Below are 26,066 nucleotides of genomic sequence, written 5' to 3' on the forward strand. Positions count from 1 at the left end.
AGTACCGGGATACAGCCGAGCCAGAAAAAAGGGGGGATCGCATGACACCTGTGTCGACGACTGCCAAAGATGACGTCATCGACTACGTCAAGGCTCAGCACCTGACCACGCGCCGCCTGTTCGACAAGACGCTGCACGCGCAGGACGCCACCGAGCGTCAGCGGTATTTCGCGGAACTGCGCGCGGCACTGACCGCGCAAGAAGTGACCGAGGAGCTGCTGGTGCACCCGCGGGTACGGCGCGGACGGGTGGTCGAGTCGCTGCGCGGCGAAGCGGACGACACCAAGGAGCAGCTGGACCACGTGAAGCAGCTGGACCTGACATCCGCGGAATTCGAGACCGCGCTGACCGATCTGCAGCAGGCCACCGAGGACCACACGCAACGCGTCGAAGCCGAAGAATTTCCGCTGCTGACTGGTTGGTGATGTCGAGAGTCTTCGACACGTAACTCGAGCCCGTCCAAATCGACAGGGCCTCAGTCGCCCGGCACCGGCGCGATCGACCGCAAACCGAACTGCCAACGCTCGGTGTTTGCCGACGGCTTGGCGCCGTCGTCGGCGGCCTGGACGCAATGTTCGCAGCAGTACGGGCTGCCGTCGATTCGCAACGCGTGGCCGAGGATTCGACATCCGCAGTGCCGGCACGTCGGGGCCACCATGGTGGCCATACATTCGATGCAGTCAAAGCTGGCGCTGCGGCCGTTCCAATTAACGGTGAACGACTGATCGCAATCTGTTCCGCAGGTAATACACACCGCCATCGAAAAATGCGCTTCCTGTCAGTGTTTTTCCGGATGTTGCTGTCGCCGATTCGGTGGATACCCGGGGCCGTTGCCGGCCAAACCTGTTCTGGCAGAAAAGTTTCTTCGGTCTGACCAGCCGTTATCGATGGTCGGCGGCGAGTAGCGGTGGTGTCACGCTCTGATCAGCGGTATGGTCGATTACAGCGCCCATGCGGCGCAGTCGCTTAGACCGAAGCGACGCCAGCTGAGCGCTACCTGACGGTATGCGGCCGCGGTCCAGATCAGGGCACGGCTGAGTGAATACCGGGGTGGCGGTCGACTACGGCAGATTGCCGGTCCACCTTGACTGGTGGAAACAATGCGCATGCCACGGCGCCGAGTAGATGCTCGGAGAGCCGATTCTTCCAATGCGTGTTGTGGGCCTGTGGAAGGCACGTTCATGTCAACCTTGTTGCTGGAGAAGCGCTTACCCGAAAAGACCCGGTATTCCGACGAGTACGCGGATGTACCGGATATGGTGGCGACGCTACGCACGCTGCCGGCGGAATCCGACGAATTCATGAGGCAGCGCGATCGCATCGTGATGCGGTGCTGCCCGCTGGCGGACCGGCTGGCCCGCCACTTCGACGGCAAGGGCGAGAACCTCGACGACCTGATCCAGGTTGCCCGAGTCGGTTTGATCCAGGCGGTCAATCGCTTCGACCCCAACAATGGGGCAGCCTTCGTCGCGTTTGCCGTCCCGACGATCATGGGTGAGTTGCGCCGCCACTTCCGGGACTATGGCTGGAAAGTCCACGTACCGAGGAGCATCCGAGATATTCGTCAGCAAATCAAAGGTGTGACAACAGAATTGACGCAGCGGCTGGGTCGTACGCCGAACGCCGGCGAACTGGCCGAGGCGTTGGGCGTTGCGCCGGAACAGATCACAGAAGGACTCTTGGCGGCCAATGCCTATCAGCCGCAGTCCCTCGACACGCCCGTCGTCGACAACGATGACAATCCGCAGTCACTCTCCGACGTGCTCGGTGATGTCGACGACGGGTTCGAGCGGGTCACCGAGCGCGAATCGGTCAAGCCGGTGCTGGAAGCTCTGCCGGTTCGTGAGCAACGGATCCTCTACCTGCGATTCTTCGCATCGAAGACGCAGCGCCAGATCGCCGACACGATCGGCGTCTCGCAGATGCACGTCTCGCGGATCCTCGAGCGGACCCTGCGGGAAATTCGGGAGCAGGTTGCGCACGCCTGACAGTGGCGGACAGCTGACGGCGCTCGGGCATAACGGGTTACGATGAATCAGGCCCGGATTTCACGGGCTGGATACGACTATGCCCGAGCGCCGAGTGACGGATATGACCGATACGGATATCGACAGTCGTGAGTCGTGGGAGGTGGCCGCTGTCTTCAGCGGCGGGGAAAACCAGCGTGTCGGCAAGTTCCATTACTTCGTCGCCGATCAGCGCTGGGTGTGGTCGGACCAGGTGGCCCGCATGCACGGATATGAGCCGGGGGCGGCCCAACCCACGACCGAATTGTTGTTGAGCCATCAGCATCCTGACGATCGGGCGAAAGTCGCGGAGGTACTGGATCGGGTCAAGCGGGGCGGCCAGTTCAGCAGCCGGCACCGGATCATCGATGCCTCCGGCTGCACACGGTGGTTGGTCGTCGTCGGTGACCGGATGACGGACGAGTCCGGTCATGTGATCGGGACCGAAGGGTTCTACGTCGACGTCACCGAGAGTGTGCAATCGGACGTCACCAAGGCCATGTCCCGCGTCGTGGAATCACGTGCGCTGATCGAGCAAGCCAAGGGCGTGCTCATGGTGACCTATGGCGTCGACGCCGACCGCGCGTTCGACATCCTGAAATGGCGGTCGCAGGCGACGCAGGTGAAGCTCAAGACCGTGGCCACCGAGTTCCTCGATGCGCTGATGCGACAGGGACTTTCGCCCGAGAGCACCAGCGCTGTCGACCGGCTGCTGGTCGCCGATACGGGGCTCGCCGACAACTAGCCGTGGCCGCCGCCGCAGCCGACTCCGGGAATGCAGCCGCTGCCACCGGGAATGCCGCCCGGGCCGGCGTTGACACCACCGGAACCGCAGGCCGGGCCGTACTGGGTGGGTATGCAGCCGGCACCTCCCGGGCCGCCTCCAGGACCACCGTTCACGCCGCCGGAACCGCACTGGCCGTTGACGCAGCCGCTGCCGCCCGGGCCGTCATCGTCGGCCGGTTGTAGCGGATAGCTGGTCAAGACCGGGTTGTTGCCAACGGTGCTCGACACGATATCGGCTGATACGAACGGGGCGGCCACGCCAGCCGATGCGAACGCGCCGGCCGCCAGGAACGGAATCACCTTGTTACTGAACATGTCTAGTGCATAACCGGCATCCGGCGCGGTCAAACGTCGGGTTGGCGGATGGATTCGCAAATCGGTGGTCTTGGTGCCCGTCGAAGCTATTACTACGTTGTGTCGTAGCTCACCATCGGTAATACTTGCATCGATCATGCTTATTTAAATAGCCTGGTTGACAGGTGGAGGACGGGTATCGGGACATCTTCGATCCAGGTCGCGCCAGCGCATTCACGACGAAGTGAGAGGTTCTGCCATGTTGTCTACAGCCCAGTTGTCGCCGGCCCACGCCGAGGTCGTCAAGGCCACGCTGCCGGTGGTCGGCGGTGCGATCGGCGAGATCACGCCGGTCTTCTACCGGCGGTTGTTCGCGGCGCATCCCGAGTTGGAGCGGGATCTGTTCAACCGCGGCAATCAGGCAAACGGGTCGCAGCAGAAGGCGCTGGCCGGATCGGTCGCGATGTACGCCACGTTGCTCGTCGATCCCGACGCTCCCGGTGCGGACGTCATCGAGCGGATCGCGCACAAGCACGCGTCCCTGGGCGTGGCACCCGAGCAATACCCGGTCGTCTACGAGCATCTGTTCGCGGCAATCGTCGAGGTACTCGGCGCGGACGTCGTCACCGCCGACGTCGCCGAGGCGTGGACTGCGGTCTACTGGTCGATGGCCGACACCCTGATCGGCCGTGAACGCGAACTGTACGAGGCGGCCGGAACGGACCCGGAACATGTCTGGATGCCGGTCCGGGTGGTCGAACGGGTACAGCAGTCGCCGCTCACCGTGGCCTTCGGGCTCGCCGCCGCCGATGGCGCCGAACTCCCTGATTTCGCTCCGGGACAATACATTTCGGTGGCGGTGCAGCTGCCCGACGGAGCCCGCCAGATTCGCCAGTACAGCCTGTCGCACGCCGGTGCCGACGACCGGTGGCGCATCTCGGTGCGTCGGGAGGGTGCGGTGTCGTCATACCTGCACGAGTACGTGTTCGAAGGCGACGTGCTGCAGGTGTCACACCCGTTCGGTGACATCACCCTCGACAGTCCCGCGGACACCCCGCTGCTGCTGATCTCGGCAGGCATCGGGATCACCCCCGTGCTGGGCATGCTCTATTTCATCGCGGCCGAGCAGCCGGGACGCTCGGTGACCGTGGTGCACTGCGACCGCACCCGTGCCAGTCACGCGCACCGCGCGGAACTGGCCGACCTCGTCGCGCAGATTCCGGGCGCGGCACTGCACACCTGGTACGACGGGCTGCCCGACGGCTATCCGCTGACCGAACCCGACCGGCGCGGCCGAATCGACCTCAGCGCCATCGACTTCCGCTCCGATGCCAACGTCTACATCTGCGGCCCGACACCGTTCATGGAAGCGGCGGTCCGGCAGCTCGGGGACGCCGGCGTGGCGCGTGACCGCATCTGGTTCGAAGCGTTCAGCCCGCTGGCCGCCTAGCCTCGCTGCCGATGAGTACTCCCACAGCGGTCCAGGTTGCCATCACCTTCGTCTGGTTGGGGATGGTGCTGGCCATCTCCTTCCTGGAGGCGCCGCTCAAATTCCGGGCACCGAACGTCACCCTGCCGATCGGCCTCGGCATCGGGCGGGTGGTGTTCCGGGCGCTCAACACCGTCGAGCTGGTGTTCGCGGCGGGAATTGTGCTGGCGGCCTTGGTGAGTCGGCCTGCTGCGGCCGCCACCACCGCGTTCGCCGTGGCAGTGGGGGCGTTGGCCGTGCAGCTGGTCGCCGTGCGTCCCGGGCTGAATCGCCGGTCGGATGAGGTGCTGGCGGGCCGCGTCGGCCCCCGCTCACGTGGTCACTATTTCTACGTGGCACTGGAGTTGATAAAGGTCGTCGCACTCCTGGTCGCCGGCGTCTGTCTGCTCTGACAGCATGTCGGTGGGGCTACGTAGCCTGGGGTCATGAAGCAGCAAGTGCACTTCTTCACGTTGGCCACCGTTGATCTGGATGCGACCCGGCAGTTCTACACCGCGCTCGGCTGGACGCCGACGCTCGATGTGCCGGGGGAGATCATCTTCTATCAGACGGCGCCGGGCCAGCTGCTCGGCTTCTTCCTCGCGGAGAAGTTCAACGCCGACCTGGCGCAGGCCGCCGACCACTCACAGGTCAGCGGAATCACGTTGGCGCACAACGTCGACAGCCAGGACGAGGTGATCGAACTGGCGGCGGCCATGACCGGCGCGGGCGGCACCACCCTCAAGCGCCGCAGCCCGGGCAGTTCGGCGGGGTGTTCCACGCGCACATCCAGGATCCGAACGGCGTGATCTGGGAGATCGCGCACAACCCCGGGTGGCGCATCAACGCCGACGGCACCGTCAGCCTGGGCTAGCCGCGGGCTACATCTTGATGGCGGGCAAGAGCCGGATCAGGTTCCAAGTCCGGTTACGGCGGGCGCACAGGCTCGAAATGCCCAGTGCGCCAAGCCAAATACACACCAGCACGATGATCGCGTGCCACAGGCGACCGTCGATGCCGCCCAGGATCAACTGACGAAGTCCGTTGACGCCGAACGTCATCGGATCGAACGAGTGCAGCACCTGGAAGGGTCTGGCCGTCGTCTCGACCGGGTACATGCCGCCGGCACTGACCATCTGCAGCATCAGCAGCGCCATGATCAGCACCCGTCCCACCGCCGGTCCGACCAGGGCGTTGATGGCCTGTGTCGCGGCCACGAAGGCCAGCGAGATCAGCATCATGAAGCCCAGCATCGCCACCGGATGCGACACCTGCATGCCGAGACCGAATCGCACCACGCAGTACAGGATGATCGACTGCCCCACGGCGAGCGCCGCGGCCGGCAGGTAGCTCGCCAGCACCACCCGGATTGCCAGCACCTCGGCCGCGATCGGGCGGTTCTGCAAGGGCCGCAACACCATCCACAGCACGAGCGCGCCGAAGAACAGCGCCAGCGTCAGGAAGAACGGGGCCATGCCGGTGGCGAAGTTGGGTGCGCCGTTCTCGTGTGAGGACTCCAGGTTTACCGGACCGCCGATGGTCTCGGCGATGGCCTCTTTCTGCTGCTCGGTCCAGGTCGGCACCTGCTTGGCGCCGTCACCGAGCTTGGTGGCCAGTTCGTGCGAACCGTCCTTGAGTTGGGTGGTGCCGGACTTCAACTGGCGCGCCCCGTCATCGAGTTGCACGATGCCGCTGGCCAATTGCGCATTGCCGGTGGCTAGTTGCTGGGCGCCGTTGCGCAGCTGGTTGAGCTTGTCGGTCAGCTGCTGACCGCTGCCGCCCACCTGATCGAGCGCCGTCCGCAGCGGGCTGCCGGGGGAGCGCAGCGTCTCGGTCATCGAGATCGCCGCATTGCGCCCATCGGTGATCTGCTGACGGATCTGTGGCGTGAACTGATGGCCGCTCAACTGGTCCTGGACGCCGCGCAGGGTGTTCACGGCGCCGATCGACACCGGATCCTGATTCACCGAAAGTTGTTGGATCACCGAGCCGATCGCCGCTGCCGCCGTGTCCTGCGCGGTGGCCAGCGCACCGGCCTGATCGGCCGCCTGCTCCAGCGCCGTCGCGCTCTGCTGCAACTGGTCGGTGCTGCCGCCGACCTGCGACAGGGCCTTGGTCACCTTCAACAACGGATCGGTGGCCTGGTTGATGCCGGTGGAGAGCTGCTTGGCGCCCGCGGAGAGCTTGGCCGAGCCGGAGCGTGCGTCGCTCAGGCCGCTCGACAATTTGCCCGCGCCGGTATCGACCTGCGCCGCGCCGTCGGCCAGTTTCTGCGCTCCGTCGGCGGCCTGCTTGATGCCGGTGCCGGACGAAACCACCACGGACAGAATCTGATTGACCGCCTGGCCGGAGATGCGGGTGGACACCGCGTTGAGTACCTGGCTGGTGGCGGTCCGCCCGATGGTCGACGAGATGTAGTTGTTGGCGTCGTTGTACACCGCGATCAGCTGTGCTTTTTCGGGATCGCCGGTGACCGGTGAGGCGATGGCCTGGCTGAAGTTCTCCGGCAGCTCCAGCATGAAGTAGTACTTGCCGTGCTCGACGCCGTCGCGTGCCTCCTGATCGCTCACCACGTGCCAGTCCAGGCTGCGGTCGTCGGTCAGGCTCTTGGCGATCTGTTCGCCCGCGTTGACGTGAACGCCCTCGACGACGGCGCCGCGGTCGGCGTTCACCAGCGCCACCGGCATCTTGTTGACCTGGCCGAACGGATCCCAGAACGCCCACAGGTACAGGGCGCCGTACACCAGCGGCAGCAGCATCAGCACCACGATCGCGGCGCGCGTCATGCGGCTGCGGCCGAATCGTTTGATCTCCGAGCCGAATGCGAGTCCAGCAAGCATGGTCAGGCCTTTCCGGTCAGCATGCGGCGGTCATGCAGAACGTGGTGGGGTGCGTCGTCGCCCAGTGGGTTGGTCACCCCGACGACGACGGTGCGGTGTTCGGCGAGGGCGCCGAGTCGCTGCACGGCGAGGGCCCGGCGTTCGTTGTCGCGTACCTGTTCGAGGTCTCCGACGATCAAAACGGGCCGGTCGGACATGAGCGCCAACGTGATGCGCAGCAGGAAGAGCTCCAGATCGGACAACTCGATGATGAAGGTCTTCGGCGACAGCAGGGGAAGGTCGTCCCCGAACACCGCCGTCATCTCCGGTGTGTCGGACTGGACCGGCACCCACGCCGGGAACGGCGACACCCAGCGGCGCTGTTCGGTGAGCACCGTCTGCACCGTGACCATGTCCTCCAGGTCGTCGATATCGGCGAACGCGGCGATGGCGCAGTGTTTCCGGATGGCGCGTGGCCCCGTCGCGCCGTTGACGGTGACGGTGCCCTTGGTCGGCTTGAGCCGGCCGGCGAGCGACAGCAGCAGTGTGTGCTGGGCCGGTCCGCCGGGCATCTGGATGGCGTGGAACCCGGGCCGCAGTTCCAGGTCGACGTCAGAGAAGAGCGCGCCGTGCTCGCCGATGACGCTGAGGCCCTGCGCGGTGATCACCGGCGGGCTGTCAGCTGCGTCTGGGGCGGCCGTCGTCTCGTCGTCCATTGCTGCTCATCTCCGGGGTCGAAGTAACGATGGCCAGTAAATCAGCGTGGCAAGGGAAATCTGCCCTTAGCGGGCTTCCGGGGGTTGTGATGTCATCCCGAATCCGGGGCGAGATGACATGGCAGGCACAGGCAGGCTCACGGACCTCGCGGATCGCTTCCAGGTAGGGTCTGTGCGGCTCACCACTCGACGTCTGTCAAGAACATAATTCTTCAATTCAGGTATTGACGATTTCGTGTACGAGAGTCTCATTGTTATCGTCCCGTTATGCATCGCTTCGGGGGCGTCCTAGCCGCGTGTCTACTCATCGCTTCTGTGCTGGCGGGAATGCCCGTAGCCCACGCGGACGGCGACGAGCCGCAATACGCCGAGTTCTATCTGCCGCCCGATCCGCTGCCGCCGGGCCGGCCCGGTGATCTGATCCGGACCGAACCATCGCGGCTGGTGCTCGAACCGTCGGGCCAGCTCGGCGCGATCATGGCCACCGGGACCCGGATCATGTACCGCAGCACCGATGCCCGCGGAAACCCGGTCGCGGTCACCGGCACCTACTTCGAGCCCTACAACGACTGGCCCGGCAAAGGGCCACGGCCACTGATCAGCTACGCGGTGGGGACCCAGGGCCAGGGCAACCAGTGCGCGCCGTCGCGGCAGTTCAACCAGGGCATCCACTACTCGGGTGGCTGGGACATCATGGTCAACTACGAAGAGGCGTTCATCGCCACGATGGTGGCCCGCGGTTTCGCGATCGTGATGACCGACTACGAGGGCCCCGGCACCCCCGGGATGCACACGTACGTCAACCGCGTCGCCGAGGCCGCGGCGGTGCTCGATGCTGCCCGGGCCGCGAAGAAACTCCCGGGCACCTCGTTGGATCCCAATGGGCCGGTTGCCTTCTGGGGCTATTCGCAAGGCGGCGGCGCCGCGGCATCGGCGGCGGAGCTGGCGTCCTCCTACGCGCCTGACCTGCACGTCGTCGGCACCTACGCCGGGGCTCCGGTGGCCGACCTCAAGGAGCTGTTCCCGTATACCGACGGCAGCGCGCTGGTCGGCGTGGTCGGCTACGCGCTCAACGGCGAGATCTACGCGTACCCGGAGTTCGCCGACCTGATCCGTTCCAAGCTCACCCAGCGGGGCAAGGACATGCTCGAGAGTGTCTCGCGGCAGTGCGTGGGGCAGACGATCGTCGACTTCATGTTCCGGCACCTGCAGCCGTACTTCACCGAAGACATCAACGTGCTGATCGGGGAAGAGCCGTTCAAGACACTGTTCGAGATGCAGAAGCTGGGCAAGTACCAGCCCAATGCCCCGGTGCTGATCAACAGCAACCGGTACGACCCGCTCGTGCCGTGGACCGCGGCCAATCAGCTGGGCCGCGACTGGTGCGACAAGGGTGCCGACATCGAGTTCCGCACCAACGAGGAACCGCCGTTCCTGAACAAGCTCGTGATCAACCATGCCCTGCCGATGCTGGTCGACGGGGAGCCGGCGATGCAGTGGATCGCCGCGCGGTTCAACGGTGAGCCCACGTCGCCGAACTGCGGGACGTACTGAGCCGGAGGCTCAGTCGCGCTCGCCGGCCGCCGATGCGCGGATCACGCGGTCGCGGCCGCGGTTCTTCGCCTCGTACATCGCCACGTCGGCGCGGTGGATCGCCGAGCGCAACCCGGCCTTGTGCCCGAGCTGGGAGACCCCGATGCTGACGGTTCCGGCGAGGACAACGTCGTTGTGGCTGAAGGTCGCGGCGGCGAACGCCACCCGGAGCCGGTCGGCGATGACCGCCGCCTGACTTTCGTCGACGCCCGGCAGCATGGCGCAGAATTCTTCGCCGCCGATCCGGGCCAGGAGGTCGCCGCTGCGCAGGTTCGACCGTGCCACGGACGCGAATTCGGCCAGCAGCCGATCGCCGGCCTCGTGCCCGAAGACGTCGTTGACGGCCTTGAATTCGTCGAGGTCCATCACGATGACCGAGCACCGGAGCTGCCGCGCGACGCATTCCTCGGCGAGCCGCTGCGCCTGGATCATGAACCCGGCGCGGTTGAGGGTGCAGGTGAGGGAGTCGAGCATGGCCGCGTCGGCCAATTGGTCCTCGAGCCGTTCCCACCCCATCAACGACAGACACAGGTTGATGGCCATGACGGTGAATGCGAAGAACAGCATCGGCAGCGACACGAGCGGGGTGGTCGTGGCGAACTGCACGGCGCCGGCATCGAGATGCAGGCTGACCGCGCGGCCGACCGTCGCCGCGGCCGCGACGACGTACAGGCCGATCAGGATGCGCCGCGAAGCCAGGCGCTCGACGCGCTGGGCCTTGATGCCGTCGATGACGCTCAGCGCGAAGTACCCGGCCAGCACCAGGGCCGTGAGCGACACGCGGGCCGGGATGCTGGTGGTGAACGGCGGTATCAATTGGAATGCGACCAAGACGGCCAGCGGCCCGGCCGCCATCGCCCGGCCGCGGATGGGTTGCGCGTTGAAAGCGCACAGGCCGCCCCAGATCAACGACCAACAGGTGACGAGCAGGATGTTGGCGACCGTCACCGACAACACCTCGGGTACCAACCCGCGGGCGCTCAGGAGTCCGGCGCCGAGGGCACCCGCGAAGTTGCCCGCGCCCCAGAGCTGGACTGCGGGGTGTCTCCGCTTACCGGCCCCCACCCAGACATGCAGCAACCCGAAAACCAGGGCGGTCATCGAGACGACCATCCACAGGGTGCGCACGTCGGGGTTCATGTCGCGCTATCGCCTGCGCCCGGGGCATGCGGGCGTCGGGAGCGGCTGGGGCATAGCGCAAACTTACTCGCCGCTGCCGACGACTGTCGCCGGCATTGGGTAGGGTCCAGCCCGTGAATTTGAGCGTCAAGTCTGTCGTCAAGTCCGTGAACGCCCGTCTCGCCGAAGAGCTGGCCGTTGCCGAGGGGCAGGTCGACGCCGCGGTACGGCTGCTGGACGAAGGTGCGACGGTGCCGTTCATCGCCCGGTACCGCAAGGAAGTCACCGGCAGCCTGGACGACGGTCAGCTCCGCACCCTCGAGGAGCGACTGCGTTACCTGCGCGAACTGGATCAGCGGCGCGACGCGGTGCTGGCCTCGATCGAGGAACAGGGCAAGCTGACCGACGAGCTGAAGGCGGCGCTGCTGGCCGCGGAGACGAAGGCTCGGGTCGAGGACATCTACCTGCCGTACAAGCCCAAGCGGCGGACCAAGGCGCAGATCGCCCGCGAGGCCGGCCTGGAGCCGTTGGCGGACCGGCTGCTCGCCGACCCGACGCTCAACCCCGACGAAGTCGCCGCCGAATTCCTGGCCGAGGAGGTGGCCGACGTCGCCGCCGCGCTCGACGGGGCCCGCCACATCCTGGTGGAGCGGGTGTCCGAGGACGCCGAGTTGGTCGGTGCGGTGCGCGAGAAGTTCTGGGCCGACGGCGCGCTGAGCACCAAGCCGTGGTCCGAGGAAGCGGCGAAAAGCCCTGCCGCGCAGAAGTTCCGCGACTACTTCGAGTACTCCGAGCCGTTGGAGGCCATGCCCTCGCACCGCGTGCTCGCGGTGTTGCGCGGTGAGAAGGAAGAAGCGCTGTCGCTCAACTTCGACGGCGGCGACGACGCGCTGTACCAGGCCATGATCGCCCAGTCGCTCGGAGTCGACATGGGTGCCGGCGGCGCGGCCACGCCGTGGCTGACCGCGACGGTCGGCTGGGCCTGGCGCACCAAGCTGATGTTCTCGGCGGCCGTCGACGCCCGGATCCGGCTGCGGCAGCGCGCCGAGGAGGACGCCGTCGCGGTGTTCGCCAAGAACCTCAAGGACCTGCTGCTGGCCGCGCCCGCCGGGACCCGCGCCACACTGGGACTCGATCCGGGATTCCGCACCGGCGTCAAGGTCGCGGTGGTGGACGGCACCGGAAAGGTCGTCGACACCTGCGCCATCTTCCCGCATCAGCCGCAGAACAAGTGGGACGCTGCAAAAGCGACGCTGGCGGCCCTGGTGGCACGGCACAACGTCGAGCTGATCGCCATCGGCAACGGCACCGCGTCGCGCGAAACCGATGCGCTGGCAACCGAACTCATCGCCGATCTGAAGGCCGCGGGTGCCGCTGGCCCGGACCGGTTGCCGACCAAGGCGATGGTCAGCGAGGCCGGGGCGTCGGTGTACTCGGCGTCGGCCTACGCCGCGCACGAGCTGCCCGAGCTGGACGTCACGCTGCGCGGCGCGGTCTCGATCGCCCGTCGCCTCCAGGACCCACTCGCCGAACTCGTCAAGATCGAACCGAAGTCCATCGGCGTCGGGCAGTACCAGCACGACGTGACGCCCGGGACCCTGGCCCGCAGCCTGGACGCGGTGGTCGAGGATGCCGTGAACGCGGTCGGTGTCGACCTCAACACGGCCTCCGTGCCGCTGCTGGCCAAGGTGTCCGGCGTGACCGAGTCGCTGGCCGAATCGATCGTTTCGCACCGCGACAACACCGGGCCGTTCCGCAGCCGCAGCGGCCTGCTCGACGTTCCACGCCTGGGGCCCAAGGCTTTTGAGCAGTGCGCCGGCTTCCTGCGGATCCGCGAAGGCGACGACCCGCTGGACGCCTCGGGTGTGCACCCCGAGGCCTACCCGGTGGTGCGCCGGATCCTGGACCGCGCAGGCGTCACCCTTGCCGAGCTGATCGGCGACGAGCGCAAGCTCCGGGCGCTCAAGCCGGGCGACTTCGCCGACGACCGATTCGGCATCCCCACCGTGACCGACATCTTGGGCGAGCTGGAGAAGCCCGGCCGTGACCCGCGGCCCGCGTTCTCCACCGCGACCTTCGCCGCCGGCGTCGAGAAGGTGTCCGATCTCAAGGTCGGCATGGTGCTGGAGGGCGTGGTGACGAACGTGGCCGCGTTCGGTGCTTTCGTGGACGTGGGTGTGCACCAGGACGGTCTGGTGCACGTCTCGGCGATGGCCGACCGCTTCGTCTCCGACCCGCACGAAGTGGTCAAGTCCGGTCAGGTCGTCAAGGTCAAGGTGCTCGAGGTCGATGTCGAGCGGCAGCGGATCGGGCTGACCCTGCGGTTGAACGACGATCCGCAGCGCCCCCGCGACGGCAAGCGGCCCGAGCAGGGCAGCGGACCCCGGCGCGACGGTGGCGGTCAGCCGCGCGGGCGCGATGGCGGCAACCGTGGCGGAAATGCCGGTGGCAGTGGTGGTGGCCAGAACCGCGGTCAGAACCAGGATCGCGGACGTAATCCACAGCGCGGCAACGCCGGTGGCCGCCGAGAGGCCGCGCCGTCGGGTTCGATGGCCGAAGCCCTGCGCAAGGCGGGCTTCGGCAAGTAGCCCGGGCTTGCTTCTGCGTTGACATTGCGTTGGCGCACAAGAAGTTCGAGTAGCGATGACCCTGTTCGCAGGGTCATCGCTACGTCCGCGTTGGCCCTGCGGGCAGGGCGCGAAAGCTCGAGTGCGCAGCGCCCTGGCCGCAGGATCAACGCGCCGATGCGGTAGCTGATCAGGAATCGAGAAGCGCGGCTGATCGGCGCCCGGTTAGCGTGTGGGTATGCCCAGCAGAACACACGCCGCTGACAGCCACGACCTGATCCGAGTGGTCGGTGCCCGGGAGAACAACCTCAAGGACATCAGCGTCGAGATCCCGAAACGGCGCCTGACGGTGTTCACCGGGGTGTCCGGGTCCGGCAAGAGCTCGCTGGTTTTCGACACCATCGCCGCCGAATCGCAGCGGCTGATCAACGAGACCTACAGCGCGTTCGTCCAGGGATTCATGCCGTCGCAGGCCCGCCCCGACGTCGACGTGCTCGAGGGATTGACCACCGCGATCATCGTCGACCAGGAGCGGATGGGTTCGGATCCGCGCTCCACGGTCGGCACCGCCACCGACACCGGCGCCCTGCTGCGCATCCTGTTCAGCCGCATCGGGGAACCAAACATCGGCTCCCCGCAGGCATTTTCGTTCAACGTCGCCTCGATCAGTGGTGCCGGCGCGGTGACCATGGAACGCGCCGGACGCACCGTCAAGGAGCGTCGTGATTTCAACATCGTGGGCGGCATGTGCCTGCGGTGCGAGGGCCGTGGCTCGGTCAATGACATCGACCTCACCGCGCTCTACGACGACAGCAAGACGATCAACGAGGGTGCGATCACCATTCCCGGCTTCAGTATCGAGGGCTGGTACGGCCGAATCTTCAACGGCTGCGGCTTCTTCGACCCCGACAAGCCGATTCGCAAGTTCACCAAGAAGGAACTGGACGCCCTCCTGCACAAGGAAGCGACCAAGATCAAGGTCGACGGCGTCAACCTCACCTACCTGGGCCTCATCCCGCAGATCAAGAAGTCGTTCCTGAGCAAGGACGTCGAAGCGATGCAGCCGCATATCCGGGCGTTCGTCGAGCGAGCGGTGACTTTCACGACCTGCCCCGAGTGCGAGGGGACCCGACTCTCGGAGTTGGCTCGCTCGTCAAAGATCAAGGGCGTCAACATCGCTGAGGCATGCGCCATGCAGATCACCGACCTGGCCGAGTGGGTCGGGGCGCTGGCCGATGACAAGCGCCCGGGCGCCGGGGTGGCGCCGCTGGTGGCGGCGCTGCGGCACACGCTCGATTCGTTCGTCGGGATCGGTCTCGGGTACCTGTCCCTCGCCCGGCCCGCCGGCACCCTGTCCGGCGGAGAAGCGCAGCGAGTCAAGATGATTCGTCATCTCGGCTCGGCGCTGACCGACGTCACCTACGTGTTCGACGAGCCGACCATCGGACTGCACCCGCACGACATCACCCGCATGAATGAACTGCTGATCCAGTTGCGGGACAAGGGAAATACCGTGCTGGTCGTCGAACACAAGCCGGAAGTGATCGGCATCGCCGACCACGTGGTGGATCTCGGCCCCGAGGCCGGCTCCGGCGGCGGCCAAGTGGTCTACGAAGGCACGGTGAAGGGCCTGCGCAGCAGCGGCAGCATCACCGGCCGGCACCTGGACGACCGGGCATCGCTGAAGGAGACGGTCCGGGAAGCCAACGGGGCTTTGGAGATTCGCGGTGCAGACACGAACAATCTGCAGGACGTCGACGTGGACATTCCGCTCGGCGTGCTCGCCGTGATCACGGGCGTGGCAGGTTCGGGCAAGAGCTCCCTGATCGACGGTTCGGTGGCCGGCCGCGACGGCATCGTCACCATCGATCAGGCACCGATCCGGGGATCGCGACGGAGCAATCCGGCCACCTACACCGGACTGCTCGACCACATCCGTAAGGCGTTCGCGAAAGCCAACAACGTCAAACCCGCACTGTTCAGCTCCAATTCGGAGGGCGCCTGCCCGGCCTGCAACGGAGCCGGGGTCATCTACACCGACCTGGGGGTGATGGCGACCGTCGAGTCCCGCTGTGAAGAGTGCGAAGGCCGACGGTTCGGGGCCTCGGTGCTCGAATACACCCTCGGCGGCCAGAACATCGCCGAAGTGCTGGCCATGCCGGTCGCCGACGCGGAGAAGTTCTTCTCCGACGGCGACGCACAGGTGCCCGCGGCGCAGAAAATCCTGGCGCGGATGGTCGACGTCGGGCTGGGCTACCTGACGCTGGGGCAGCCACTGACCACGCTGTCCGGTGGAGAACGGCAACGGCTCAAGCTCGCCACGCAAATGGGGGAGAAGGGCGACGTCTACATCCTGGACGAGCCCACCACCGGCCTGCACCTCGCGGATGTCGAGCAACTGCTGGCGCTACTGGACCGGATCGTCGACGGCGGCAAGTCCGTCATCGTCATCGAGCATCACCAGGCCGTCATGGCGCATGCCGACTGGATCGTCGACCTGGGTCCCGGCGCAGGTCATGACGGTGGCCGGGTGATCTTCGAGGGTTCTCCGGCGGACCTGGTGGCCGCCGGCGACACGCTGACCGGGTCGCACCTGGCCGAGTACGTCAAATAGCAGTCAGGGCTGCGACCGCTGAGCGGTCGCAGCCCTGACTGTGAAACAGAGGGGTCGTTGAACGGTTAGACGGGCATCTCCGGGCCCTCAGGGGCCGGAGCGGGAGCCTCGGGAGCCTCGGGAGCCGGCGCGGGGGCCTCAGGGGCCGGCGCGAAGTTGGCGGCCTGGATGATTTCCGGAGCCGGGATGTCGGCCGGACCGGCCGGGGGCGCCAGCGGCGCGTCCAGCGGGCCATCCAGGGGCAGGTCGGCGGGGATGTCCTCACCCGGGGCCAGGGGCAGGTGCATGTGGTGGGTGAACTGGCGCTGGAAGGCGCCGCCGCCACCGATGCGGACGCCACCGCCCTCACCGCTGGACACCGGGGTGCCGTCGGGCAGGGTCACGGCCGTGTGGCCGCCGTTCCAGCCGATGTTCAGGGCGCCGGGCGCGGAGCCGGGCAGGAAGCCACGGGCACGCAGGGCGGCCTCTTCGTTGCCGGTGTTGAACCGGTTGCCGTAGACGGGACGGCCGGTGGCGGCGTTGGCCACCCAGGACGCCAATCCGGAGCAGTCGGTGCCGCGTGCCGAGTCTCCGCCGGAGATGTACGGCGTACCCGAAACCTGGTTGACCAAAGCCAACAGCGATGCGGTCGCAATAGCAAACATGACGATGAACGCTAGCAACGAAAAATCGCGATGGTCAAAATACTGTGTCTGCCATCACGTTTCGCGAATCGTGTGGTGTGCGTTACACCTAGGTTTATTCGCATCTTCTTGGGGGAGAAGCGATTTCATGTATTCGCAGGTGAATACGCAAAACATACTGCCATACACAGCTTTTCCGCAAATGCAAGGTTGCGAGGCAGGTTGCGGAGTCGTAACCAGCTAATTCTGAAGGCGGCTCTCGGGGCCTCGACACGGTTTTTGCGCCGGATTCGGGTGTGGACCGATGGATCCGTGCAGACATCTGTCGTTCATCTGGACCGGTCAAGTGGCGCGGCTTTATGACGCCCATGTGGCGCATGTGACTTGGGGTGTCGGCCCTCAGTTCAGAGTCGGCTCAGGCTGTTCACTCTGCGTGTGTGGCGCAGAAGTTCGAGTGGCCTGCGCCCTCAGTTCAGGGGCAACGTCGATACCGGTACTCAGGCTGTTCACTCTGCGCCTACGGTGAGCCGATGTGGATGTCCCGGTCCCGGTTCGAGCTGTGCGAAGAGGTGCCGGGGGCGCCTGACGACGTCCGTACCTTCTATACAGATCTCGACAACATGAAGCTGGTGCACCCGCTCGTGGTGGCGGTGGACCGGGTGGGCGATCGGCAGGACGCCCGGGGCCAGCATCGTGACTACCGGGTGCGGGACCGCATCCCGTTCGGCCCGCTCAGCCTGGCGGTGGCCTATCGCGCCACAGTGCTGATCGCGCCCGACGGCGTCGTGCACACAGAGGCGCGCCAGTTTCCGAAAGTGCGGCTCACCGGCACCGTCACCTTCGTGCCTGCCGGCGCGGGCACGACGGTCACAGAGACAGTAGATATAGCAGCGCCCCGGCCGCTCGCGGCCTTCACTGCCGAGCAGGCCGAAAAAGCGCACGCGGCGATGCTGGCGGCCATTCGGCGCCACTTCGAGAAAAGCCGGACGTGAACCGTCCGTGGAATCAGCTGACGGCGCCTAGCCGCGCCGCGTCAACCGCGCGTCAGCTGGGGAAGAACCCGTCACCGGTCTTGAAGCCGGGCTGCCAGCCCTGCGCGCCAAGGCACAGCAGGGGGCGGCCGTCCGGAGCCTGGGCCGCGGTCTGCGGTCCCGGGCACGGAGAACCGATGTCCTTCACACCCTGGATCGCATAGGAGTAGCCCCAGAAACCGGTGTCGACCGGCGGCCACTGGTTCGGGATCCAGTGGCAGGCCATCGATGCGCCGCCCGGCCCACGGCCGAAGATGAAGATGTCGTGGCTGTCGCACGGTGCGCCGTTGACCGCCTGGTAGTTCATGCCAGGGACGTCGGTGGGGTACCGGCCGGGATCGTCGTTGCCGCCCAGCGCCGGATCGGCGCTCGCGAACGGTGCCAGCCCGATGGCGGTTCCGGCGATCGCTGCGGCCACCGTCAGTACCCGAAACATCCTGGTCATCTCCCCTCGCACTGCTGCCACACGACAATGTGGCAAAGCGTAGCGTGTCAGCCGCGTCGCCGGGGATATTGTCGGCAGGTCAATATCAGTGCGGTTCGTGCCGCGGTGTTTGGTCGTCCTGAGGCTGCGCCGCCGTCTGCCCCGCCTGCTCGGGCGCATCCAACACGCTCACCCCTATTCCGTACGGCAGGAACCTGACCTTGCGGGAGGGATCGGTGTTGTTCTTGTTGGCCCGCAGGGCATCCAGCTCGGAGGGATAGACCTCCTCGACGTGGGCCCCGCCGTCCGTGGCCACGGTGTACACCACCCACACCCCGTCGCCGGTGTCGCCGGTGGTCTCGGGTTGTGTGGCGTGCCGCGGCGTCCGGGTCAGGTCGTTGACCACATTGGCCCAGGCGGCGCCGCGTCCGAGGCGGTCGAATACGCCACGGATGCCCTCGCCCGTCTCGCGCAGGACACGATCGAACTCTTCGGGATCGATGCCGAACGGACCGCTGTTACTCATACCGACAAGTGTGCGCGACATCGGCGACATCTGCCACGACCATCCGCTCGCAGCCGAACTCGGCGGTGGTGGACGATGGAGGTATGCCCGTACCGCAATCGCCGACCCGCGACGACCTCCTGGCCACAGTCGAGCGCTCGCCCGCGGCAACGGCCGCGCATGACAAGGCTGCCTGGGTTGGTCTGTTCAGCACCGACGGACGCGTCGAGGACCCGGTCGGCTCCCGGCCGCACGTCGGGCACCGCGCCATCGGGCAGTTCTACGACACCTTCATCGGGCCGCGCACCATCGTCTTCCACCGCGACGCCGACATCGTCATCGGCAACACCGTGGTGCGCGACCTAGAGCTCGAGGTGCACATGGGCGCCAAGGTGCAGCTCCGGATTCCGGTCTATCTGCAATACGACGTGGTCGCCGAGGGATCCGATCCGTCGCTGAAAATTGCTCGGCTGCAGGCATTCTGGGAACTGCCGGGAATGGTGGCGCAGTTCCTGCGATGCGGCGCCGCGGCGTTGCCTGCCGGATTGGGGCTGTCGGGGGCGCTGCTACGCAATCAGGGACCCGGGGGCGCGATGGGTTTCCTTGCTGGTCTGCGCACCGGCGGCACCCGGGCAAAGCGGTCGCTCACCGCGCTGCTGGCCGACGCGGCGACCGGCGACGCGCTGGCCGTCAAGCGGCGGCTCAGCGAGCCGGCGCAGATCACCCGCGGCCCTGATGCCCGGCTGAGTGTCTCCGAACTGGTCGACGAGCTGACCGGAACCCGGGTGGAGAAGGTCATCGCCGCGGGCCGGTACGTCCTGGCCGGGGTCCGGCGGGACGGCTACCGCGGGGTGGTCATGGCGGAGCTGGCGCCCGGCGGTCGGGGCGTCAGCGGCCTGCGACTCTTTGCCGAATGAAGGCGCCAGTTGCCGAGGCTTCGGCCCCTGACATGAGAACGTAGTCACACCATGGCAGTTCAACCCCAACATGAATACATGTCCTACGAGGAATTCGGCCGACGATTCTTCGAGGTCGCGGTCAGCGAGGAACGCGTCGCGGACGCGATCGGCGGCATCGCCGGCGAAGCCTTCGACATGGGCCCCATCGCCCAGGGGCCCGGAGGGCTCGCGAAGGTCACCGCACGCGTCCAGATCAAACACCCCGTGGTGGCCCGGACGCTCGGTGAAGAGATCACCTTTGCGATCCGCATCCCGCTGGAAATCGACATGACGCTCGACCTGCGCATCGACCGGCCCCGGTTCATGGTGTTCGGCGAGATCAATCTGACCGCGACCGCGCGGGCCGCGCACCCGCTGCTACTCGTCATCGACGTGAAGACGCCACGCTCGTCGGACATCGCCATCCACGTCACGTCGTCGTCGATCCGCGCGGAGCTGTTGCGCATCGTCGCCAACGTCGACGGCGAGATCCGGCGCTTCATCGCCCATCATGTGGCAGGCGAGATCAACGGCGCAGATGCCAAGGTCATCGACATCGGAACCCGGATCGCGAGCGCCTGGACCGGCGTCTGACCCCGCCGCGCGGCGGCATCGGCAACCGGCTTCCCCTATGATGCAGGGATCATGAAGAGCACATTCGGTACCGCCATCGCCATCGCAGCTACCGCCGCCGGCATCGCCGGCAGCCTGGTCACGGCTGGTCCGGCGAGCGCGGACCCAGGTGTCGACGCCTTCAACAACGCGCTCGGCAACGCCGACATGATGCTGCCGAACGGCTCTGATCCGGTCGCACTGGGCCAGTCCGTATGCCCGATGCTGGCGCAGCCCGGCCAGACCCTGGCCGACGCCGCTGGGAAGGTCGCCGACGCGTCCGGCATGTCGCTCGGACCGGCCACCATGTTCACCGGCTTCGCGATCTCGTCGTTCTGCCCGGGGGTCGTCGGTGCGCTCGGACGTGGCGAGTCGCCGCTGCCGCTGGGGCTACTCGGCCTCGGATAACGCCGGTCGGACGTCGAGCGGCGCCATCACCGGGCGTTTCGGCTCGAGTCCGGTACCCCGGGAACTGCCCAGCGTGTGTCGCCACACCCAGGGCATCAGCATGTTCTGGGCCCACATCAGCTGCGAATACATCCGCTCGCGCAGCCGCGGCAGCACGAGTTCACCCTCGACCTCCGCCCAGCGGTGATCGCTGCCCGGCAAACCCAGCGCCTCGGCGGCGGCGTCGGCGAACAGTTGATGGCCATGCGGGGAGCCGTGCACCCGATCGATGGCCCAGGTCGCGGGATCCAACATGGACGTGGCCGCCGACAGATCGACCAGGCGGAAGCCGAAATGTTTCGAATCGGTCCGGATCACCTCGTTGATCCGACGCAGCCGGCCGCTGAGCACCCGGCCGACCGGCAGGATGCGGGCGATATCGGGAAATGTCGTGGTGACCACCGTCGCGCCGGTGGCCGCGAGCTCGGTGTGTACGCGCCGCATGTCCGCCAGCGCCCGGTCGAAGCTGCGAACCGGCCGCGTGACGTCGTTCATCCCGATGCAGCTGGTGATCAGGTCGGGGTTCATCGCCCGGGCCATGGGCAGTTGCCGGTCGAGCACGTCGCTGATGCGGCGGCCCCGCACGGCCAGGTTCGCGTACTGGAGTCCAGGCTATAATGCGTCGATTCGCCAGGCCAGGCGGTCGGCGAAACCGTGGATACCCGTGGTGTCGTCGCCGTCCAACAGGCCCTCGGTCTGACTGTCGCCGAGCGCGACATATCGGGAATAGCCGATGGTCACGTCCGTGACTGTAATGAACGACCGGCAGATCTTCAGCGCAGCGCGCTCAGCCGGGCCAGATCACGTCGAGGGGACGGCCCACCACACTCAGCTGATTGATCAGCTCGTCGAGCACGGCGCGCGGCAAGTCGAACTGCCATTGCGGCAGCGTCGCACTGACGCGCACGACACCCGGGCCGAGCTCCACCGAGGTCAGGGTGAGGCCAAAGGGCAGCTCGGGCAGCCGGACCGGGTACGCCGGGGCGAGCCCGGGCACCGGAACCCGGGTGGAGCCCAGCGCCAGGCCGCGGGGCTTGAGCCACAGCGTGTTGCCGTGCAGCTGAGGATCCACCTCGACGAATCCGGACCGGAAGCGCGACAGCCGGATTCGGGCGACGCCGTCGTCGCCGATCTCGGTGCTGACGCGCGGTTCGGCGGCCCGGATGAGCTCATCGAGCGAGTCGGACGGAATCTCGACCATCAACTCCACCGGCGCGGCGACCAGCATCGGCGGCACCGACGGCCGCACATGCAGGTTGTTCAGCTTCGCCGCGATCGAATTCAGTTCGGTACCAGCCCATTTCACCTTGTTGGCGGTGACGTTGACGGTGCCGATGTGTCCGACGGCGAAGATGCTGGCATCCCACCGCGAGTCGAACTCGGCCACGGTGAGGGCCAGGTCACTGGTGCGCAGCCGGACCGTGATTCGCCGGCCGATCACCAGCGGCCGCACCGTCAGCAGCGCGGTCCGGTACGCCGCGGCCGCCCCGGTGCTCATCGGCAGCACCGCAGCGGTCGACACCACCGAGGTGAACAGATCGAACGGTCGGAGCGGGTCCCACCGGCGCGGCGGACGCGTCATGGGCTCCAGCATGCCTGGCGCCGGTACCCGCGCACCAGTCGGCGTCGGTGAACAACCGGGAGCGGGCGCCCGGTAGCGTCGAGTCGTGGCTGAGTCTGATGAGCTGTACCGGCAACGCGACCGCGCTGATTCTTTCGGCGGCGCCGCCCGGTCATATGACCAACACCGGCCCCGGTACCCGGAGCCCATGCTCGACGAACTGGTCGGTGCGGGTTCGGTCCGGGTCCTCGACGTCGGGGCCGGGACCGGTATCGCGTCCCGCCAGCTGATCGCGCGCGGAGCGGAACTTGTTGCACTGGAACCAGATCCGAGGATGGCGGAGATCGCCGCTGAGCACCGGGTGCCGGTCGAGGTGGCCACATTCGAGGACTGGGACGACGCCGGCCGGACGTTCGACGTGGTCCTGTTCGCCCAGTCGTTCCACTGGGTCGACCCGGCGGCGGCGCTGCCGAAGATTCGCCGCCTGCTCGCCCCGGGCGGGCGGCTGGCACTGGCATGGAACCGGCTGTTCCCGGTCCGGCCCTCGCGCGCGGACTTCGCCGAGGTGTACCGCGACTTCCTCGATGCCGCTTCACCTTTGGTGACCGCGACACCGACCGGCGGGACGGGCTCGGGCATGGACAGCGACGACGTGGTGACAGACCTGGCGGCCGCCGGATTCGCGGTGCAGCAGCTGACCTACGAGCGCGGCGAGCAGTGCAGCCGCGAGCAGTGGCTGGACCTGGTGTTCACCTACTCCAACCACCTGGTGCTGCCCGCCGACCGGGCCGCCGAGCTGCGTGCCCGGCTGGGTGCGGTGATCGGTGACGGCGGGGTGCAGGTCGGCGGGGACACCCTGTTGATCGTCGCGCGGCCTGCCTAGAAGTTGACCTCGGTCAGAATCTCCGTGCGCGGCGTCCCGGCGAGTGCCGGCGACGCCTCCGGGGACTTCCACACCACATCCATCAGGAAAGTGCGGAACTGGAGCGCAGCGTCGGCGGTCGCGAAGTGCAGGTTCACCCAGATGTAGTTCGGGTCGGTGGTGGGCTGGTACACGTCAGCGCTGAGCACCCCGGCCTGTTCGCGTGCCGGCGCGAACTTGCGGAACGCCGTCAGCCACGTGTCGAGATCGGTGATGGAGTGCTCAATGTGCAGGATTGGCATCGGATGCTCCTGTGGGCCAAATCGTGCCGGTGGAACTACTTGGGGCTGAAGGGAAGACGCTGCCTACGAGTGTGGCATTCGGCGGCGTGGCGGTCTAGATACCCTGGTCCCGCAGCCGGCGGACGGGCCGGGTCTCGATGGCGTTGAGAGTCAGGGCGCGGCGTCGGATGCGCCAACCGTCATCGGTCTGGACATACTCGTCGTCGTACCGCAGGTGCCACACCAGATCGGTGACGTCCGTGGGGTCGGCGCCGCGGGTCCAGTGGTGGGCGACGCACGCGATGCGGCCGCGGGCGTGGTCCGTGGCGTCGGTGTAGACCTCGCCGACGATCTCGTGCTGGGTACGGGCGACGCCGGACAATGCGGCCATCGCGGTGCGCACACCGTCGTGCCCGTGCACGGGCCGTACCGGGTCCAATGACCTGGGCGGGTCAGGCAGGACCAATTCCGCTGTGCTGGTGAACAGTTCGACCACGACGTCGAAACGACGATCATCGACGGCGGCGGCGTAGCGATGCACCAGATCCGCCAGATCCAGCCGGTCGGCCACGGTCAGGGGCACGGCGTGAGCCCGAGTCGCTCGGCGCACGCCGACAACATGTCCTTGGCCTCGTCGATGTCGGTGACCGGCGGCATGGCCAACACGACACGGTCGGCGCCGAGGTCCGCGAGCCGGCCCGCACGGTCGGCGTCGACCTTGGTCACCAGGTGCCCGAGCGAGAGCTCGAGGGCGTCGGGATCCCGGTCGGCCCGCTCGGCCGACTCCCGCATCAAGGCGATCAGCCCCGTCAGTTCCGCTCCGGCGACGCCCAGCGGCTGCAAGCCGTCGCCGCGTCGGCCGGCCCGGCGGGCCGCGGCCCGGCTGTGTCCGCCGACGTGGATCGGTATCGGCGACACCGGCTTGGGATAGCAAGCGGCATGGGCGAACTCGAAGAACTCGCCCGAGTGGTCGGCGCCGTCCGGCTGGTCCGACCACAGCAGCCGCAGAATGTCGATCTGCTCGTCGGCTCGTCGGCCGCGCGCGTCGAATGGGGCCCCACAGGCTTCGATCTCCTCGCGCAGCCAGCCCATACCGACAGCCAGGCGAATCCGCCCGCCGGACAACACATTCAACGTGGCGACACGTTTGGCCAAGACCACCGGATGGTGGTTGGGCAGCACCAGCACCCCGGTTGCCAGGCCCAACGTGCTGGTCTGCCCGGCGAGAAACGCCAGCAGGTCCAGCGGATCCGGGACCGCGCAGTCGGCCGGGATTTCGACCCGGCCCGACGCGTCGTACGGATAGACGCTGGAGTATTCGGTCAGCAGTACCGTATGTTCCACGGCCACAATCGATTCGAAGCCGCAGCTCTCCAAGTGCCGGGCGAACTGCGTCATCCAGACCGGGTCGGCGGTGACGCCCGCGGCCACCGGCGCGACCACGGCGAACTTGGGTGACATCAGCGCCTCCGCTCGCTACGGCGAATCTCTTCCCAGCACTGCAGCCGCGTCATGCCGGTGCGGTCCATGCACTCGCGGATCGGCGTTTCCTGTTCTGGCGCAGGCGCGTCGGTGGTGGTGGCGGTGGTCGTCGGTGTGGCGGTGGTGGTCTCGACCGTGACGGGACTGGTGACGGTGGCCTCGGTCGGGGCGGCGGGAGCTTCGGTGGGCGCGGGCGCCATTGTCGACGACGAGCTCGGCGCGGCTTCGGTGCTCGACGGCGTCGTGGTCGTCGGGGGAGCCGTGGTGGAGGTCGCGGCGGGGCGCGGCGGTTCCGGCTGCTCGTCCTTGGCGCGCGTGAATTCGACGGCTGCGAAGACCAGCGCGGCGATCAACAGCAGGGTCAGCACGACGGGCAGGATCAGCGACCGACGCGACCTCGGCTGGTTGGCCGGCTGCAGGATTTCGGTAGCGCCGGTCTGGGCAATCGGAGCCAGCGTGGTGGCATCGACGCCCGCCACGCCCAGTCCGTGCTGCAGGGCACGGGCGAAGTCGGTGCATTTGTCGAACCGGTCCTTGGGATCCTTCGCCAATGCCTTGGCGAACACCGGGTCCAAGGCCGCGAGATCTGGCCGGCGCTGCGAGAGCGCCGGCGGGGGAGTGCTGAGATGCTTGCCGATGACCACCGCGGCATTGGAGTTCTCGAACGGTGGTGCGCCGGTGAAGAACTGAAAGGCGGTGGCCGCCAGGGCATATTGGTCGGCGCGACCATCGATGGCGCTGCCCGTCAGCTGTTCCGGAGCGGCGTAGAACACCGTGCCGACCGTCATGTTCGTCGCGGTCAGACCGGCGGAATCGTCGGCGCACCGGGCAATGCCGAAGTCGGCCAACTTGATTCGTTTGTTCGCCGGATCGGTATCACTGATCAGGATGTTGGCCGGCTTGACGTCCCGGTGCAGGAGGTCGTGCTGATGGGCGTAGTCGAGCGCGCGGCCCACCGCACTGATGATCTCCGCTGCTTGATCGTCAGACACGCCGCCGCTGCTGCGGAGCAGGCGGCTGACATCGGTGCCGTCCACGTACTCCATCGAGATCCACAACTGACCGTCGAACTCGCCGCGGTCGTACACGCCCACGATATTCGGATGGGACAGCGCGGCAGTCAGATCGGCTTCGCGCAGGAACCGCTCGCGGAACTCCTGGTTGGTCGACGTCTCGGGCCGCAGCACCTTGACCGCATCCTGGCGGGGCAGCCGCGGGTGCTGGGCGACGTAGACCTCACCCATTCCGCCGGACCCCAGGCACCGGATGATGGTGTATCCGGCGAAGTCGGTTCCCTCGGCCATTGGCATTGGGGCAT

General features: G+C 67.0%; 26 protein-coding genes and 2 pseudogenes. 14 read left to right on the forward strand and 14 right to left on the reverse strand.

What is annotated here, in order from left to right; translation table 11 throughout:
- Nucleotides 1-41 precede the first annotated feature (41 nt).
- On the forward strand, nucleotides 42-425 hold the full coding sequence (locus A7G45_RS15400) for a hemerythrin domain-containing protein (RefSeq protein ID WP_260938463.1): 384 nt from the start codon (nucleotides 42-44) through the stop codon (nucleotides 423-425).
- Nucleotides 426-475: 50 nt separating this feature from the next.
- Here the strand turns inward: A7G45_RS15400 and A7G45_RS15405 are convergent, their stop codons facing one another.
- On the reverse strand, nucleotides 476-667 hold the full coding sequence (locus A7G45_RS15405) for a hypothetical protein (protein WP_377041996.1): 192 nt from the start codon (nucleotides 665-667) through the stop codon (nucleotides 476-478).
- A 514-nt stretch (nucleotides 668-1,181) separates the two neighbouring features.
- Between A7G45_RS15405 and A7G45_RS15410 the strand changes: the two genes are divergently transcribed.
- Nucleotides 1,182-1,988 carry a SigB/SigF/SigG family RNA polymerase sigma factor gene (locus A7G45_RS15410; RefSeq protein ID WP_260938465.1) on the forward strand — a complete coding sequence of 269 codons (807 nt, stop codon included), beginning with the start codon at nucleotides 1,182-1,184 and terminating at the stop codon, nucleotides 1,986-1,988.
- Nucleotides 1,989-2,091: 103 nt separating this feature from the next.
- Entirely contained in the window at nucleotides 2,092-2,751 is a 660-nt protein-coding gene (locus A7G45_RS15415) for a PAS and ANTAR domain-containing protein (RefSeq protein ID WP_260938466.1), read from the forward strand.
- On the opposite strand, the gene A7G45_RS15420 is transcribed toward A7G45_RS15415, so the two are convergent.
- Nucleotides 2,748-3,107 carry a PE-PGRS family protein gene (locus tag A7G45_RS15420; protein WP_260938467.1) on the reverse strand — a complete coding sequence of 120 codons (360 nt, stop codon included), beginning with the start codon at nucleotides 3,105-3,107 and terminating at the stop codon, nucleotides 2,748-2,750. The genes A7G45_RS15415 and A7G45_RS15420 overlap by 4 nt on opposite strands.
- 238 nt (nucleotides 3,108-3,345) lie before the next feature.
- Between A7G45_RS15420 and A7G45_RS15425 the strand changes: the two genes are divergently transcribed.
- From A7G45_RS15425 to A7G45_RS15435, 3 genes and pseudogenes are all read left to right on the forward strand, one after another.
- Nucleotides 3,346-4,536: a globin domain-containing protein gene (locus tag A7G45_RS15425; protein WP_260938468.1), complete on the forward strand. Its 1,191-nt coding sequence runs from the start codon at nucleotides 3,346-3,348 to the stop codon at nucleotides 4,534-4,536.
- 11 nt (nucleotides 4,537-4,547) lie between these two features.
- A complete protein-coding gene (locus tag A7G45_RS15430) occupies nucleotides 4,548-4,967 on the forward strand; it encodes a hypothetical protein (protein WP_260938469.1) in 420 nt (139 codons plus the stop codon).
- Between the two features lie 33 nt (nucleotides 4,968-5,000).
- Nucleotides 5,001-5,428 (forward strand): annotated as a pseudogene (locus A7G45_RS15435) (VOC family protein).
- Nucleotides 5,429-5,435: 7 nt separating this feature from the next.
- Here A7G45_RS15435 and A7G45_RS15440 read toward each other — a convergent pair.
- Complete coding sequence (locus A7G45_RS15440; protein WP_260938470.1) at nucleotides 5,436-7,394, reverse strand: YhgE/Pip domain-containing protein; 1,959 nt, start codon at nucleotides 7,392-7,394, stop codon at nucleotides 5,436-5,438.
- Nucleotides 7,395-7,396: 2 nt separating this feature from the next.
- Nucleotides 7,397-8,089 carry a hypothetical protein gene (locus A7G45_RS15445; protein WP_043985712.1) on the reverse strand — a complete coding sequence of 231 codons (693 nt, stop codon included), beginning with the start codon at nucleotides 8,087-8,089 and terminating at the stop codon, nucleotides 7,397-7,399.
- A 267-nt stretch (nucleotides 8,090-8,356) separates the two neighbouring features.
- On the opposite strand from A7G45_RS15445, the gene A7G45_RS15450 reads away from it, so the two are divergent.
- On the forward strand, nucleotides 8,357-9,643 hold the full coding sequence (locus A7G45_RS15450) for a lipase family protein (RefSeq protein WP_260938471.1): 1,287 nt from the start codon (nucleotides 8,357-8,359) through the stop codon (nucleotides 9,641-9,643).
- Nucleotides 9,644-9,652: 9 nt separating this feature from the next.
- Here A7G45_RS15450 and A7G45_RS15455 read toward each other — a convergent pair whose 3' ends face one another.
- A complete protein-coding gene (locus A7G45_RS15455; protein ID WP_260938472.1) occupies nucleotides 9,653-10,822 on the reverse strand; it encodes a GGDEF domain-containing protein in 1,170 nt (389 codons plus the stop codon).
- 113 nt (nucleotides 10,823-10,935) lie between these two features.
- Here A7G45_RS15455 and A7G45_RS15460 point away from each other — a divergent pair, with 113 nt between their 5' ends.
- Together A7G45_RS15460 and A7G45_RS15465 are read left to right on the forward strand one after the other, a co-directional pair.
- Nucleotides 10,936-13,389 carry a Tex family protein gene (locus A7G45_RS15460; protein ID WP_260938473.1) on the forward strand — a complete coding sequence of 818 codons (2,454 nt, stop codon included), beginning with the start codon at nucleotides 10,936-10,938 and terminating at the stop codon, nucleotides 13,387-13,389.
- 217 nt (nucleotides 13,390-13,606) lie between these two features.
- Nucleotides 13,607-15,982: an ATP-binding cassette domain-containing protein gene (locus tag A7G45_RS15465; RefSeq protein WP_260938474.1), complete on the forward strand. Its 2,376-nt coding sequence runs from the start codon at nucleotides 13,607-13,609 to the stop codon at nucleotides 15,980-15,982.
- Between the two features lie 65 nt (nucleotides 15,983-16,047).
- Here A7G45_RS15465 and A7G45_RS15470 read toward each other — a convergent pair whose 3' ends face one another.
- Entirely contained in the window at nucleotides 16,048-16,626 is a 579-nt protein-coding gene (locus A7G45_RS15470) for a C40 family peptidase (RefSeq protein ID WP_260938475.1), read from the reverse strand.
- Between the two features lie 509 nt (nucleotides 16,627-17,135).
- On the opposite strand from A7G45_RS15470, the gene A7G45_RS15475 reads away from it, so the two are divergent.
- A complete protein-coding gene (locus tag A7G45_RS15475; protein ID WP_260938476.1) occupies nucleotides 17,136-17,597 on the forward strand; it encodes an SRPBCC family protein in 462 nt (153 codons plus the stop codon).
- A gap of 52 nt (nucleotides 17,598-17,649) precedes the next feature.
- On the opposite strand, the gene A7G45_RS15480 is transcribed toward A7G45_RS15475, so the two are convergent.
- Both A7G45_RS15480 and A7G45_RS15485 read right to left on the reverse strand, forming a co-directional pair.
- Entirely contained in the window at nucleotides 17,650-18,072 is a 423-nt protein-coding gene (locus tag A7G45_RS15480) for a hypothetical protein (protein WP_043399808.1), read from the reverse strand.
- Nucleotides 18,073-18,166: 94 nt separating this feature from the next.
- Nucleotides 18,167-18,586, reverse strand: coding sequence for an Rv0313 family protein (locus tag A7G45_RS15485; protein ID WP_260938477.1), 420 nt, complete (start codon nucleotides 18,584-18,586; stop codon nucleotides 18,167-18,169).
- Between the two features lie 83 nt (nucleotides 18,587-18,669).
- Here A7G45_RS15485 and A7G45_RS15490 point away from each other — a divergent pair, with 83 nt between their 5' ends.
- The 3 genes from A7G45_RS15490 to A7G45_RS15500 all read left to right on the forward strand — a co-directional run bounded on the left by A7G45_RS15490 (nucleotide 18,670) and on the right by A7G45_RS15500 (nucleotide 20,523).
- Nucleotides 18,670-19,482 (forward strand): nuclear transport factor 2 family protein, encoded by an 813-nt coding sequence (locus tag A7G45_RS15490; protein ID WP_260938478.1) that lies wholly within the window; start codon nucleotides 18,670-18,672, stop codon nucleotides 19,480-19,482.
- A 78-nt stretch (nucleotides 19,483-19,560) separates the two neighbouring features.
- Nucleotides 19,561-20,097 carry a hypothetical protein gene (locus A7G45_RS15495; RefSeq protein WP_231575656.1) on the forward strand — a complete coding sequence of 179 codons (537 nt, stop codon included), beginning with the start codon at nucleotides 19,561-19,563 and terminating at the stop codon, nucleotides 20,095-20,097.
- A 51-nt stretch (nucleotides 20,098-20,148) separates the two neighbouring features.
- Nucleotides 20,149-20,523, forward strand: coding sequence for a DUF732 domain-containing protein (locus tag A7G45_RS15500; RefSeq protein WP_260938479.1), 375 nt, complete (start codon nucleotides 20,149-20,151; stop codon nucleotides 20,521-20,523).
- On the opposite strand, the pseudogene A7G45_RS15505 reads toward A7G45_RS15500, so the two are convergent.
- Both A7G45_RS15505 and A7G45_RS15510 read right to left on the reverse strand, forming a co-directional pair.
- A pseudogene (locus A7G45_RS15505) lies at nucleotides 20,506-21,303 on the reverse strand (SGNH/GDSL hydrolase family protein). The gene A7G45_RS15500 and the pseudogene A7G45_RS15505 sit on opposite strands and share 18 nt — an antisense overlap.
- Before the next feature lie 46 nt (nucleotides 21,304-21,349).
- Nucleotides 21,350-22,144, reverse strand: a complete 795-nt coding sequence (locus A7G45_RS15510) for an LmeA family phospholipid-binding protein (RefSeq protein ID WP_260938480.1) — start codon at nucleotides 22,142-22,144, stop codon at nucleotides 21,350-21,352.
- 103 nt (nucleotides 22,145-22,247) lie between these two features.
- On the opposite strand from A7G45_RS15510, the gene A7G45_RS15515 reads away from it, so the two are divergent.
- Complete coding sequence (locus tag A7G45_RS15515) at nucleotides 22,248-23,006, forward strand: class I SAM-dependent methyltransferase (RefSeq protein WP_260939716.1); 759 nt, start codon at nucleotides 22,248-22,250, stop codon at nucleotides 23,004-23,006.
- On the opposite strand, the gene A7G45_RS15520 is transcribed toward A7G45_RS15515, so the two are convergent.
- The 4 genes from A7G45_RS15520 to A7G45_RS15535 form a co-directional block, all read right to left on the reverse strand.
- On the reverse strand, nucleotides 23,003-23,287 hold the full coding sequence (locus tag A7G45_RS15520; RefSeq protein ID WP_260938481.1) for an antibiotic biosynthesis monooxygenase: 285 nt from the start codon (nucleotides 23,285-23,287) through the stop codon (nucleotides 23,003-23,005). The two genes, A7G45_RS15515 and A7G45_RS15520, sit on opposite strands and share 4 nt — an antisense overlap.
- Before the next feature lie 94 nt (nucleotides 23,288-23,381).
- Nucleotides 23,382-23,849 carry a nuclear transport factor 2 family protein gene (locus tag A7G45_RS15525; RefSeq protein WP_260938482.1) on the reverse strand — a complete coding sequence of 156 codons (468 nt, stop codon included), beginning with the start codon at nucleotides 23,847-23,849 and terminating at the stop codon, nucleotides 23,382-23,384.
- The gene (locus tag A7G45_RS15530; RefSeq protein ID WP_260938483.1) at nucleotides 23,840-24,727 is read right to left on the reverse strand and encodes an LLM class F420-dependent oxidoreductase; all 888 of its coding nucleotides are present in this window, start codon (nucleotides 24,725-24,727) and stop codon (nucleotides 23,840-23,842) included. Before A7G45_RS15530 ends, A7G45_RS15525 begins: the two co-directional genes overlap by 10 nt.
- Complete coding sequence (locus A7G45_RS15535) at nucleotides 24,727-26,058, reverse strand: serine/threonine-protein kinase (RefSeq protein WP_260938484.1); 1,332 nt, start codon at nucleotides 26,056-26,058, stop codon at nucleotides 24,727-24,729. The genes A7G45_RS15530 and A7G45_RS15535 overlap by 1 nt, the downstream gene beginning before the upstream one ends.
- Between the last annotated feature and the right edge of the window lie 8 nt (nucleotides 26,059-26,066).

The organism is Mycolicibacterium llatzerense, from assembly GCF_025331195.1.
Lineage (GTDB): Bacteria > Actinomycetota > Actinomycetes > Mycobacteriales > Mycobacteriaceae > Mycobacterium > Mycobacterium llatzerense.

Coding starts and splice junctions, on each gene's coding strand:
- A7G45_RS15405 (WP_377041996.1), bottom strand. CDS start 667: ATGGCCACCATGGTGGCCCCGACGTGCCGGCACTGCGGATGTCGAATC.
- A7G45_RS15440 (WP_260938470.1), bottom strand. CDS start 7,394: ATGCTTGCTGGACTCGCATTCGGCTCGGAGATCAAACGATTCGGCCGC.
- A7G45_RS15490 (WP_260938478.1), top strand. CDS start 18,670: ATGCCCGTACCGCAATCGCCGACCCGCGACGACCTCCTGGCCACAGTC.
- A7G45_RS15480 (WP_043399808.1), bottom strand. CDS start 18,072: ATGTTTCGGGTACTGACGGTGGCCGCAGCGATCGCCGGAACCGCCATC.
- A7G45_RS15475 (WP_260938476.1), top strand. CDS start 17,136: ATGTGGATGTCCCGGTCCCGGTTCGAGCTGTGCGAAGAGGTGCCGGGG.
- A7G45_RS15520 (WP_260938481.1), bottom strand. CDS start 23,287: ATGCCAATCCTGCACATTGAGCACTCCATCACCGATCTCGACACGTGG.
- A7G45_RS15500 (WP_260938479.1), top strand. CDS start 20,149: ATGAAGAGCACATTCGGTACCGCCATCGCCATCGCAGCTACCGCCGCC.
- A7G45_RS15420 (WP_260938467.1), bottom strand. CDS start 3,107: ATGTTCAGTAACAAGGTGATTCCGTTCCTGGCGGCCGGCGCGTTCGCA.
- A7G45_RS15510 (WP_260938480.1), bottom strand. CDS start 22,144: ATGACGCGTCCGCCGCGCCGGTGGGACCCGCTCCGACCGTTCGATCTG.
- A7G45_RS15455 (WP_260938472.1), bottom strand. CDS start 10,822: ATGAACCCCGACGTGCGCACCCTGTGGATGGTCGTCTCGATGACCGCC.
- A7G45_RS15485 (WP_260938477.1), bottom strand. CDS start 18,586: ATGAGTAACAGCGGTCCGTTCGGCATCGATCCCGAAGAGTTCGATCGT.
- A7G45_RS15425 (WP_260938468.1), top strand. CDS start 3,346: ATGTTGTCTACAGCCCAGTTGTCGCCGGCCCACGCCGAGGTCGTCAAG.
- A7G45_RS15430 (WP_260938469.1), top strand. CDS start 4,548: ATGAGTACTCCCACAGCGGTCCAGGTTGCCATCACCTTCGTCTGGTTG.
- A7G45_RS15470 (WP_260938475.1), bottom strand. CDS start 16,626: ATGTTTGCTATTGCGACCGCATCGCTGTTGGCTTTGGTCAACCAGGTT.
- A7G45_RS15495 (WP_231575656.1), top strand. CDS start 19,561: ATGTCCTACGAGGAATTCGGCCGACGATTCTTCGAGGTCGCGGTCAGC.
- A7G45_RS15465 (WP_260938474.1), top strand. CDS start 13,607: ATGCCCAGCAGAACACACGCCGCTGACAGCCACGACCTGATCCGAGTG.
- A7G45_RS15450 (WP_260938471.1), top strand. CDS start 8,357: ATGCATCGCTTCGGGGGCGTCCTAGCCGCGTGTCTACTCATCGCTTCT.
- A7G45_RS15410 (WP_260938465.1), top strand. CDS start 1,182: ATGTCAACCTTGTTGCTGGAGAAGCGCTTACCCGAAAAGACCCGGTAT.
- A7G45_RS15445 (WP_043985712.1), bottom strand. CDS start 8,089: ATGGACGACGAGACGACGGCCGCCCCAGACGCAGCTGACAGCCCGCCG.
- A7G45_RS15400 (WP_260938463.1), top strand. CDS start 42: ATGACACCTGTGTCGACGACTGCCAAAGATGACGTCATCGACTACGTC.
- A7G45_RS15415 (WP_260938466.1), top strand. CDS start 2,092: ATGACCGATACGGATATCGACAGTCGTGAGTCGTGGGAGGTGGCCGCT.
- A7G45_RS15535 (WP_260938484.1), bottom strand. CDS start 26,058: ATGCCAATGGCCGAGGGAACCGACTTCGCCGGATACACCATCATCCGG.
- A7G45_RS15530 (WP_260938483.1), bottom strand. CDS start 24,727: ATGTCACCCAAGTTCGCCGTGGTCGCGCCGGTGGCCGCGGGCGTCACC.